The organism is Pseudarthrobacter cellobiosi (assembly GCF_023913815.1).
Lineage (GTDB): Bacteria > Actinomycetota > Actinomycetes > Actinomycetales > Micrococcaceae > Arthrobacter > Arthrobacter cellobiosi.
On record NZ_JAMXBK010000004.1, the window covers coordinates 1 to 1,683 of the forward strand.

At 67.4% G+C, this 1,683-nt stretch carries 1 protein-coding gene; it reads left to right on the plus strand.

The features are described from left to right. The first annotated feature begins 83 nt into the window (after window positions 1-83). Window positions 84-1,670, plus strand: a complete 1,587-nt coding sequence (locus tag NG701_RS00020; protein WP_252563037.1) for an alkaline phosphatase D family protein — start codon at window positions 84-86, stop codon at window positions 1,668-1,670. The last annotated feature ends 13 nt before the right edge of the window (window positions 1,671-1,683 follow it).

Here is a 1,683-nt window from a genome sequence, read left to right on the forward strand (position 1 = left end):
ATCGACAGTTTTTGTCACGCAGTTAACCACCCATTCACGCCGCCCTTACAAACTGTCCAACCGGCCTGCCTACGGTCGAAGCCATGGATAACATTTCACGTAGATCCCTCCTTTCCGCCAGTCTCGGGGCCGGGCTCGTCGCCGCCTGGCCGGGTGCCGCCGTCGCCGTTTCCACAGCGGACGACGCCGGCCTCCGCACCGATCCGTTCCTGCTGGGCATCGCCTCCGGCGAGCCGTGGCCGGACGGCTTCGTGATCTGGACCCGGCTGGCTCTGGACCCTCTGGCGGAGGACGGCCAGGGCGGCATGCCCTCCCGCAACGTCGCGGTGGCCTGGGAAGTGGCCGAGGACGCCGGCATGCGCACCGTAGTAGCCCGCGGCGTCGAGCAGGCCCGGATCGAAACCGCCCACTCGGTGCACGTCGAACTCAAGGGCCTGCGGCCGGGGCGCGAGTACTTCTACCGGTTCCGCACCGGCCGGCACGTCAGCGTGGTGGGCCGCACGCTCACCAGCCCGGCGCCGCACGAGACGCCGGCGGCGCTGGCCATGGCGTTCGCCAGCTGCTCGCAGTACGAGCACGGCTACTTCACCGCCTACTCGCGGCTCGCCCAGGACCACCCGGACCTGGTGCTGCACCTCGGCGACTACATCTACGAGTACAAGAAGGACAGCTACGTGATCGGCGGCGGCAACCCGCGCGACCACCAGGGCCCCGAAACTTCCAGCCTGGCCGGCTACCGGCAGCGGCACGCGCAGTACAAGTCCGACGCCGACCTGCAGGCCGCGCACGCGGTCGCGCCATGGCTGGTGGTCTGGGATGACCACGAGGTGGACAACAACTGGGCGGACGAGATCCCCGAAAACAAGGACGCCGCCCAGCTCAACGACACCACCGAGCGTTTCCGGCAGCGCCGGTCCGCCGCGTTCCAGGCGTACTACGAGAACATGCCGCTGCGGGCCTCGTCCGTGCCGGCCGGGTTTGACATGAAGATCTACCGCACCATCCAGTGGGGCCAGCTGGCCAACTTCCACATGATGGACACCCGGCAGTACCGTGACGACCAGCTCGCCGGGGACGGCTGGAAGAAGAACGTCACCGAACGACTGGCCGAGGACCGCACCATCACCGGCGCCGAGCAGGAGAAGTGGCTGCTGGACGGCTTCAAGAACTCCACCCAGCGCTGGGACATCCTGGGCCAGCAGGTCTTCTTCGCCGAAAAGGACCGCAACCAGGCGCCCGAGATCGACGACGTCTCCATGGACGGATGGGACGGCTACGCCGCCTCACGCCGCCGAATCACCCAAGGCTGGGTGGACGCGAACGTCCGCAACGCCGTGGTCCTCACCGGCGACGTCCACCGCAACTGGGCCAACGACCTCAAGGTCGACTACAAGGACCCCGCCTCCCCCGTCGTCGGCTCGGAACTCGTCTGCACCTCCATCACCTCCACCGGCAACGGCACCGGCTCCACCACGGACCCGGTCATGGCCTGGAACCCGCACCTGAAGTTCTACAACGACAACCGCGGCTACGTGAACACCCGCATCACGAAGGATGCAATGACCGCTGACTTCCGGGTGCTGGACTACGTCACGACGCCGGGATCCCCCGTCAGCACGAAAGCCTCCTTCGCCATCCAGGACGGAGTGCCGGGGCTGGTCGTTGGTTGAGCCGGTCGAAACC